The following is a 9,363-nucleotide window of genomic DNA, read 5'->3' as shown; positions in this document are numbered from 1 at the left end:
TTCGGCTGATTATTGCTGCTGATCACTCGCGCGCTAACCCAACAATCGTCAATGTCAAAAAGTTTGCAACTGAGCCCCACAGGCTGGCCAGTTGAGTGGGTCTTAATGGCCCAGATTCCTACATGGATTCTCGTACCATTCCCGTATCTGGTTCCACCCCTACTTTTGACAATGTCAATCGGTCGGGTCCCATCTACGCAGGCCCTTCGTCTACTGCTTGCTTACTTCGCGATTGGGGTTACCGCGTTCGCCCCTCTTCACTTCCTGTGGGCCCAGTCACTCGGCTTTTTTCTATAATAATTTAACGCGCCTCCAACGAACAAAGGGAGCATGAACGGGGACAAAAGTGCCTACAACGTTTACAGTTCACTCTTTTGGAAATCTACCAGTCTGAGACGGATTGGAATGTAACAGCACCTTGTTAACCAGCGCGGTCTCGTCCGTTTAGGGCGCATATCCGAGCGCCGAATGTCGGCGCTTGGTGTTGTAGGGGTCGACTCCGGCTCGGTGCAAAATAGGGCGTTAAGCCCGGATCGGGGTTCTTGAGTGTAGCTCAGGCTTCGTTTTTCGATCTGGCGAAGGGTGTGTAAGAGAAACCAAGCCCTTTTGATCAGGGGCGGCATGCCTTTTGGGATAGAGAGTGCTGCGGGAAAACTAGAAACTGAAAATGTCTTCAAGTTGTTTCCATATTTGCTCTGCATGATCTGGCTGAGATTCTGCCAAGCGGACTACCCTGATTGCCAGAAGCTGTGTGGGCAGTACGTCGTCAATGCACACAAGCGTGCCCTCTGAAAGGTGGGTCGCCACTAGAGAGTGGGGCAACCACGCGATGCCGATTTCATTCAAGGCGTATTGTAGTATGGCCAACGTAAGTGCGGTTTCAGCTCTGGGCACTGCGGTTTTACCTTCAGGTAATCGCGGCGCAATCATCCTGGAATAGACCTGCCCGAGAAAGACTTCGGGCGGGTAGCTGATTGTAGGAATTACGGCTTCCGTCACTTGGGTGCGCACAGTAGGCGCACAGACTGGAATCAAAGTATCCATCCCGAGCGTTTTGGTTTCAAACGCGTTAGCGGGTTCTTGAATACTGTCATCGGGCACCGCGTACATGATGGCAAAATCAACTTCTTTTGAAATCAGATGCATCAGGCACTCGTCTTGATTTCCTGAACGCACGCGAACCGAGATTTCGCCAGCTTCAGTTAAAACACGAACAATTTCGGGTGAAATTGTCGTGGTGAGCGCGTGTTGGCAAACAAAAGACAACGATTTGCCTGTCTGATCACTCGCTGTCTTTAAGGTGTGTCGAAGCCTATGCAGCCTGGTGCTGAGCTCACGTAATTCAAATTCCAGATCCCGCACACCTGGCATCAAAGAGACTGGCTTGCGGCGGCGATCAAACAGCGTTGCGCCGATGTTGTCTTCGATAAGCCGCACCCGCCGAGTAAAGGCGGATTGCGTCAGCAATCGCTTTTCAGCGGCGCGGGCGAGAGAGCCGCTATCTAGCACGGCCAAAATATCATCTATCCACTCAAGACGCATGGCGGATCGATAGTACAGTTCCTATCAATATGCAATTCCTGCAACTTATGTACCAAAATTCGAATTAGGAATGCGCTTCAGCGCGCAGTAAGTTGACAAAAGCAAATATTAGGAACCACGACATGCACCTTGCCCGTTTTCCCCGCCTGCATCTTGCACATCTTCCAACACCGCTTGAACCCATGACTCGATTGTCAAAGGAGCTTGGGGTCGAAATATGGATCAAACGCGATGATTGCACCGGCATGTCGACCGGTGGCAACAAGACCCGCAAGCTTGAATTCCTAATGGCTGAGGCCGAGGCGCAGGGCGCCGACATGGTGATGACCCAAGGGGCCACGCAAACCAACCACGGTCGGCAGACGGCTGCATTTGCCGCCAAGCTGGGGCTTGATTGTCACATCCTTTTGGAGGATCGCACCGGTTACCAAAATGGAAACTACAATACGAACGGCAACGTCCTGCTAGATCATTTGCATGGTGCAACCACCGAGAAGTTTCCCGGCGGCCACGACATGCCGGGTGAGATGGAAAAGGCAGCGGAAAAGAAGCGCGCTGAAGGGCACAATGTCTATGTCATTCCTGGCGGCGGATCGAACCCGACCGGCGCGCTTGGCTATGTTAACGCGGCCTTTGAACTGTTGGCACAAGCAAATAACAGTGGTTTGCAAATTGACAGATTGGTGCATGCAACCGGTTCTTCAGGAACGCAGGCCGGGTTGGTGACCGGCATGTGTGCCATGAATGCGCAGGTGCCCGTGCTGGGCATCGGCACAAGGGCGCATCAGCCCAGGCAAGAACAGATGGTTTTTGACCTCGCCTGCAAAACCGCTGAAAAACTAGACTGCGCGGGTGTGGTCAAGCGCGAAGACGTGAAGGCCAATACTGACTATGTCGGCGAGGGCTACGGCCTGCCAACGACAAGTGGCATAGAGGCGATCCAGATGTTTGCAGAGCTCGAAGGCATCCTTCTCGATCCGTGCTATTCAGCCAAGGGCGCAGCCGGTCTGATTGATCTTGCCCGCAAAGGTGAGTTCAACGGCCAACGGATTGTGTTCCTGCACACCGGGGGTGCCGCAGCCCTTGGGGGGTATGATTTTGCCTTTGATCATCAAAACCGTTGGGTGACTGTCTGAGCCATGACACTGCGCCCGGTTGGAATTCTTGGCGGTATGGGCCCCGAAGCGACTATCCTCCTCCAGCGCAAGCTGGTGGCGGCAGTACCCGCAACTGATGACCAAGACCACATACCTTTGTTGATCGACATGAACCCGCAGGTGCCGTCGCGGGTTAGTCATCTGCTCGAGGGCGTCGGCGAGGATCCGGGGCCGACGCTTGCCGCTATGGCGCGTCGGCTTGAAGATGCTGGAGCCTTGGCGCTGGCGATGCCGTGCAACACCGCCCATCACTATGCCAACGCGATTGCGGATTCCGTGGACATCCCCTTGCTGAACTTGATCGAACTGGCAGCTGAATATGCGGCTCGGACGCTTGGGTCAGGGGGATGTATCGGAATGCTTGCCTCGCCAGCCGTACAACGTACTTATCTATTCGAGACAAAGCTGCAAACGCGCGGGCTTTCGGTTGTTTGGCCGGCAGACGAGGAAAAAATGCTTGCGGCGATCCGAAAAATTAAGACTGACGGCCCGTGCAAGGAAGGGCGCGAAACACTAAGAGTTGCCTCGAAAGAACTTGTCGCCGCAGGGGCCGACCTGCAGCTTGTGGCTTGCTCAGAATTCTCGCTCATCGCTGATAGTGTTGCGGCCGAGGTCAATGCCATTGATACGATTGACCTGCTTGTTCAGTCGATTGTCGAATTTTCCCACGCAGGGCAAGTTTAGATGATTGAGTAAGTGCGCCACAGCGCTCGGAGGCAATCTGTAAGTTAACTGATACCTTTGTTCATAATTGATCCCAAAGTTGTTGCGCTGTCTGATCAAAGGTCGCCGGATTAGCAAAAGCGGAAATCGTCAAGGTGGCACACCACGCGTCATCGCCGATTGGCACCAGCAATCCTGCGTCCAGCTCTGGCGAAATCGCGGTTTCGGGCATCCAGGCAAATCCGCTTCCGGTAATCAGGCGTCTCTTGATTGTCTCAACCAGACTATCAACATAAATCGTCTCGGCGTTCAGGGGTTTGCGGTCTATGGTATTTTCTACAACCATACCCAAAAACGAAGATCGGTCATATGCCAGATAGGGGATGGGTGGGCCATCCTGCTCTGCGAGGCTCCAACCCATGGCACGCGCTGAATCGGCAGTAGCCACTGGCACCAGCCGATCCTTTAACAGGTCTTTTCGCTCAAATGCGGTTTCATCAATCATCGGTGAAACCGAGTGGTGATTGTAACACAAGAGAATGTCCACTGCGCCCTCGACCAACAGGTCACAGCAGGTGCTTAGGGAATCGGAGAGTACACGAGTGCGCAGATCGGGAATTTGCATCTGCAACTTTTCGATGCGACTTGCCAAAAAATTAACCGCGATCGTGTGGAGGACCGAAAACCGGATGAAACGGCTATCCCCACGGTCGGCATCCCGCAGCGATTGACGCGACTCTGATAGTTGTGAGATCGCCGCCAGAGCAACCGGCAGGAATTGTTGACCTGCTTCTGTCAATTGAACAGGATAGGTGGCGCGATTGACCAGAGGCAGCCCGACCCAGCTCTCCAACGCTTTAATTCTACGACTGAATGCGGATTGTGTGATGTTGCGTTCATCGGAGGCTCGGGTGAAGTTCAGTGTCCGGGCGAGGCATTCAAAGTCGCGCAGCCAGTTCAAATCCAATGTGTGTACCTGCATTTCCAAGGAAGCATTGGTCGAGCATACTCAAAACTATGCATTGCGGGAATAGTTTGATGAAATGTTCGAATTGGCCCTCAGAAAACTTCATGCTCTAGACTTTAAGCTAGGGCCTGGCGGTTTGTCCCCCTTTTCCCCTTCCGTCCGAAGTCGCAGCCCGAGACGACTTTGTACGACACCGCCGAGCGATGGGAAAGAAACAGACTAAAAAATACGACGCCAAAATACGGCGCAAATCAACAGAGGAGAATATTATGAGAAGGAAGCTGAAGGCATTTGGCATGGCAGCGGCGGTGGGTATCTATGCGATACCCGCTTTCGCTGCTGAAGAGGTTAAAATCGGTGTGCCGTCTTGGACCGGGGCGCAGGCAATCGCTCATCTTCTGGGGGCAGTTGTCGAAACGCGCATCGGAGGGACGGTTGAATATGTGCCCGGAAACAATGCCACCATCTTTCAGGCCATGGATCAGGGCAAAGGCGACATAGACGTGCATCCTGATGTGTGGCTGCCCAATCAGGAAAGCTTTACCAAGAAATATGTCGACGAGGCTGGTACGGTAACTTTGTCGTCGAACCCCTATGAAGGCAATCAGGGCTTTTGCGTTAGCAAAGACTTTGGTGAGGCCAACAGTATCACCGACATAGCTGATCTGGGCCGGCCTGACGTCGCCGCCCTGATGGATAGCGACGGCAACGGTAAAGGTGAGATGTGGATTGGAGCCCCGGGCTGGGCCTCGGCCAATGTGAACGAGGTCAAAACGCGGGACTATGGGCTACTGGACTTCATTGAGCCCGTGCGAGCCGAAGAAAGCGTGAAGACCGCGCGTATCAAAGACAGTATCGCCAAAGGTGAAGGTTATGCCTTCTATTGTTACAAGCCACATGCGGTCTGGTACATGTTCGACGTTCAAATGCTGAGCGAACCGACTTTCGACCCGGCAAAATATGTGATGGTTCAGCCATCGGACGATCCGGATTGGTACAATAAATCCAGTGTTGCCACCAAAGACGCCCTGAAGAACGTCCAGATTGCATGGTCCAATACCTTGCCAGAACGTTCTCCTGCAATTGCAGATTTCTTCGCGAACTTCGCGCTGACAGCGGATGATGTCAGTGGCTTCGCCTATGAGATCAGCGGCAAAGGCCGTGATCCGGCAGACGTTGCCCGCGAATGGGTCGAAGCGAACCCGGATCGGGTGGACGCCTGGCTGGGCCTCTGATCCCACTTCCAGAAACAGGGTGGCGGCATCTGTTGGCGTCACCCAACTACGGATCTCTGGAGGGCATATGAGCGACGACACCGTTATCGAAATTTCGAATGTTTGGAAGATTTTCGGAGGCAGGCCCGAAGTGGCGTTGCAAGCGATCCGGGATCGCGGGCTGACCAAGGCCCAGGTGCTGGCGGAATACAATTGTGTAGTCGGTGTTGCTGATGTCAGCCTATCGGTCAATCGGGGCGAGATTTTCTGCATTATGGGCCTGTCGGGCAGTGGTAAATCCACTCTGGTTCGTCATTTTAACAGGTTGCTTGAACCCACTGACGGCAAGATCGAGATTGAAGGCACCGATGTGATGGCGCTGGGGCCAAAAGAGCTTCAGCAGTTTCGCAACAACAAGATCGGTATGGTGTTTCAGAACTTCGCGCTCATGCCGCACCGATCGGTGCTGGACAACGTCGCGATGCCGTTGGAAATCCGCCAGGTCAGCAAGAATGAGCGGATGCGTCAGGCCGCGGCCATACTGGATATAGTCGAACTTGGTGCCTGGGGGGCGAAATTCGCACACGAGCTGTCCGGTGGCATGCAACAACGTGTGGGCCTGGCCCGCGCCTTGGCCGCCAACCCCGACGTGCTTTTGATGGATGAACCGTTTTCGGCCCTTGATCCGCTGATCCGGCGGCAATTGCAGGATGAATTTATCCGGCTGAGCAAGATCCTGAAAAAGACCACGATCTTCATCACACACGACCTGGATGAGGCGGTTCGTATCGGCAATCGGATCGCGATCATGCGGGATGGCAAGGTGGTGCAGATCGGAACCGCTGAGGACATCGTTATGCATCCCGCGGACGATTACGTCGCCGATTTTGTTGCGGGTATTTCTCGCCTCAAAGTGGTGCGCGCCCATGCGGTCATGCGGCCAATTCCAGAACATATTGCGGCCCATGGACCGCTATCGGCGGATGCCCCGCGCGTGAATGAAGGCGAAAATCTGAGCACGCTGATCAATCTGGCGATCGACAACAGCAGCGCAATCCTTGTGGAGGACGGCGGCGTGGATGTCGGCGTCATAACCCGTGCCGATCTGTTGCGCACCGTGATCGAAGGGACCGAAGTGTCATGAGCATTTCTGATGTGAACCCGCTGGAAGATACCGAAAGCGAAGCGGCTCTTGCCTACGCCGAAGAGCGGCGTGAAAACATTCGCACATTTGTGCGCACCAGCCCTGACTACTACATCCGTAATTTCGACAAGATTGGTGCGTCGTCCCGTTTTACGCCAACTTTCAATCTGATGGCCGGATTGTTTGGCCCGGTCTGGTTCGGTGCACGGGGTCTGTGGTCATGGGCGTTGCCATTTCTGATCCTCGAAACAATCGCCTTTGTGCAGATTGCACGAGGATTGTTCGGCGATCTAGCAGCCGAGGCAATGGAGCGTATTGCATCGATTGAAGGGACGCTTGAACTGCGCCGTCAGCAATTGGCGGCGGCTATCGAAAACAACTCGGACAAGATCGATGTCTATCAGCGAACGGTGGACTCGCTTGAGGAAAACATAGGGGGTATCCGTGCCGAGGCCGAGGCGATGGCCGCTGAAGGTCCTTACATCGTTCTGACCGGTCTGGTCGTCCTGATCATCGTCAAATTCATACAGTCACAGGTGGCGAACTGGGCGCTTGAGGCACGTTTCTCGGAATGGTTATCAGACCGTTCGATCCGCTCGGCCATGCCGGTGTCGCAGATCGTGTTCAGCGCAATCTTCATGGCGTTGATCGTCGCTGCGGCAATGTTGCATTACAGCTTCCCAGGGCGCTTTTCACTGCTTAGCCATTTTCCGACAGACCCAAACATCCGCCTGACCAGTATCACTTGGGTAGAAGATTTCATCGCCTGGTGCGTACGCAACAGCGAGGCGTTTTTTGATGGGCTGACATTCGGCATTCGCACTCTGTTGGATGCGCTAGAGATCATACTGGTCCAGACGCCATGGATCGTGATTGCGAGCTTGATAATTCTGCTGACCTGGCTGACAGCGGGCATCAGCACGGCCATCTATTCGGGCGCATTTCTGACCTATATGGGCCTGCTGGGTTTCTGGGAAGGCGCCATGACCACGCTGGCCTTGTTGGGGACAGCGGCGTGTTTGTCTATTGTCATTGGAATTCCGCTGGGCATGTTCGCTGCCCGTCGCCCACGGTTTTATGCGTTTATCCAGCCGATCATGGATTTCATGCAAACCATGCCAGCCTTCGTGTTCATGGTGCCTGTGATTGCGTTCTTCGGCGTTGGAAAGCCAGCGGCGGTTGTGGTCACGATGATTTTTGGCGGCACACCGGTAGTACGATTGACCGTTCTTGGTCTGCGTGGTGTGCCAGAAAGCGTGCGCGAAGCAGCTATTAGTTTCGGTGCCAATAAGTGGTACTTGCTCACTAAGGTAGATCTTCCATTAGCAAGCCCATCGATCCGCGCGGGGATCAACCAGACGATTATGTTGTCGCTGGCGATGGTCGTCGTGGCCTCGCTGATTGGCGCCAAGGGGCTGGGTGAGGACGTGCTGGAAGCGTTGCAATACGCCAATGTGGGCCAAGGTATCCTCGCCGGGTTTGCGATCCTTTTCTGCGCCATGATCCTTGATCGCATCGTACAGGGTGGGCGCAAATGACACCTGTCGTATTCGTCCATGGATTTTTGGGCGGCAGTCGACAATGGTTAGGGCAAGTCGAAGCCCTGGCCGGTTTCAACGTCGTGGCCCTGGACTTACCGGGATTTGGAGAGAATGCGCATCTCAATGCCCCCGACAGCATCGCGGGCTTTGCCGAGTGGGCGTTGAGAGAATTAAGCGTGCGGGGAATTGAGCGGTTTATCCTGATCGGCCATTCAATGGGTGGGATGATCGTTCAGGAAATGGTTGCCCTTGCGCCCGAACGTATCGACCGGTTGGTGCTTTACGGCACCGGAACAATAGGCATTTTACCTGGCCGGTTTGAGACAATCGGCACTTCAAAGCGCCGGGCCAATACAGAAGGACCAAGAACCACGGCCAGACGTATTGCGGCAACCTGGTTTCTCGATCGGGGAAACGCTGCGGCCTATGAGGACTGTGCTGCGATTGCAGAACAATGCAGCCTGCAAACTATGCTAACTGGGCTCGACGCGATGGAAGGTTGGAGCGGCGCCAAACATTTGGCGGATATCATGACCCGTACGTTGGTGATTTGGGGTGACCGGGATCGGACCTATCCATGGAGCCAAACCGAACAATTGTGGCAATCAATTCCTGACGCCAACCTCGCCGTGATACCTGGATGTGCACACGCGACGCATTTAGAGAAGCCGGGAATCTTTAATTCGATTCTGCGAGATTTTTGTGCCGCCTGACAGCTTGTCTGCAGCCAGAATGTTGGAACGGCCGCTGTCGTGACCAATACTGGTCTTTCCCGGATAAGGTATTTTTTGCTGAGAGTGAGCATGCATCCGGGCCAGATTATTCCGGGTGTCATTGAGAGCTTTAGTGCGGCTGTTTCCTTAAGTGGCGGTGATGTGCCCGGACAATTGGCGAGCCCGCCAAGCACCAAAGGTTTTTTGCGGGAGCCTGAGAGATTCCCAGTCAGGATCGTTTTGCCCGGCTATGAAGCAGGAAGCACCGAAGATGACCTTCGCTTTCAGCTGAATGGGCAAGCCGACGTGATCATGTACCTCAGCGACAACTCGTTGCTGAACCTCGTAGGTCGAACCTACATCCGCGTGGTTTCAATTCTGTCCTATGCGTACTGAGGACCAATGCTCTGTCACCCGGCTTG

At 54.3% G+C, this 9,363-nt stretch carries 9 protein-coding genes; 7 read left to right on the top strand and 2 right to left on the bottom strand.

Translation table 11 applies throughout. From position 1 onward, the window contains the following. Window positions 1-654 precede the first annotated feature (654 nt). The gene (locus tag AC2FLA_RS22110) at window positions 655-1,542 is read right to left on the bottom strand and encodes a LysR family transcriptional regulator (protein ID WP_496725366.1); all 888 of its coding nucleotides are present in this window, start codon (window positions 1,540-1,542) and stop codon (window positions 655-657) included. Window positions 1,543-1,664: 122 nt separating this feature from the next. Between AC2FLA_RS22110 and cuyA the strand changes: the two genes are divergently transcribed. Next, window positions 1,665-2,678, top strand: a complete 1,014-nt coding sequence (gene cuyA / locus AC2FLA_RS22105; protein WP_496725364.1) for a D-cysteate sulfo-lyase — start codon at window positions 1,665-1,667, stop codon at window positions 2,676-2,678. 3 nt (window positions 2,679-2,681) lie between these two features. Continuing rightward, a complete protein-coding gene (cuyB, locus tag AC2FLA_RS22100) occupies window positions 2,682-3,383 on the top strand; it encodes a cysteate racemase (RefSeq protein ID WP_496725362.1) in 702 nt (233 codons plus the stop codon). 61 nt (window positions 3,384-3,444) lie between these two features. Here the strand turns inward: cuyB and AC2FLA_RS22095 are convergent, their stop codons facing one another. Then, window positions 3,445-4,344 carry a LysR family transcriptional regulator gene (locus AC2FLA_RS22095; protein WP_496725360.1) on the bottom strand — a complete coding sequence of 300 codons (900 nt, stop codon included), beginning with the start codon at window positions 4,342-4,344 and terminating at the stop codon, window positions 3,445-3,447. A 254-nt stretch (window positions 4,345-4,598) separates the two neighbouring features. On the opposite strand from AC2FLA_RS22095, the gene AC2FLA_RS22090 reads away from it, so the two are divergent. The 5 genes from AC2FLA_RS22090 (at window position 4,599) to AC2FLA_RS22070 (ending at window position 9,337) form a co-directional block, all read left to right on the top strand. After that, window positions 4,599-5,564, top strand: a complete 966-nt coding sequence (locus AC2FLA_RS22090; protein ID WP_496725358.1) for an ABC transporter substrate-binding protein — start codon at window positions 4,599-4,601, stop codon at window positions 5,562-5,564. Between the two features lie 67 nt (window positions 5,565-5,631). After that, window positions 5,632-6,687: a quaternary amine ABC transporter ATP-binding protein gene (locus tag AC2FLA_RS22085; protein ID WP_496725356.1), complete on the top strand. Its 1,056-nt coding sequence runs from the start codon at window positions 5,632-5,634 to the stop codon at window positions 6,685-6,687. Then, window positions 6,684-8,225: an ABC transporter permease gene (locus tag AC2FLA_RS22080; protein ID WP_496725354.1), complete on the top strand. Its 1,542-nt coding sequence runs from the start codon at window positions 6,684-6,686 to the stop codon at window positions 8,223-8,225. Before AC2FLA_RS22085 ends, AC2FLA_RS22080 begins: the two co-directional genes overlap by 4 nt. Continuing rightward, on the top strand, window positions 8,222-8,941 hold the full coding sequence (locus AC2FLA_RS22075; RefSeq protein ID WP_496725352.1) for an alpha/beta fold hydrolase: 720 nt from the start codon (window positions 8,222-8,224) through the stop codon (window positions 8,939-8,941). The genes AC2FLA_RS22080 and AC2FLA_RS22075 overlap by 4 nt, the downstream gene beginning before the upstream one ends. Before the next feature lie 39 nt (window positions 8,942-8,980). Next, entirely contained in the window at window positions 8,981-9,337 is a 357-nt protein-coding gene (locus tag AC2FLA_RS22070; protein ID WP_496725350.1) for a hypothetical protein, read from the top strand. Window positions 9,338-9,363: the final 26 nt, after the last annotated feature.

The sequence above is a fragment of the Ruegeria sp. CDSA033 genome (assembly GCF_059612305.1).
The sequence above is the reverse complement of the archived record's forward strand: the minus strand, read 5'-3'. Positions and strand labels throughout refer to the sequence as shown.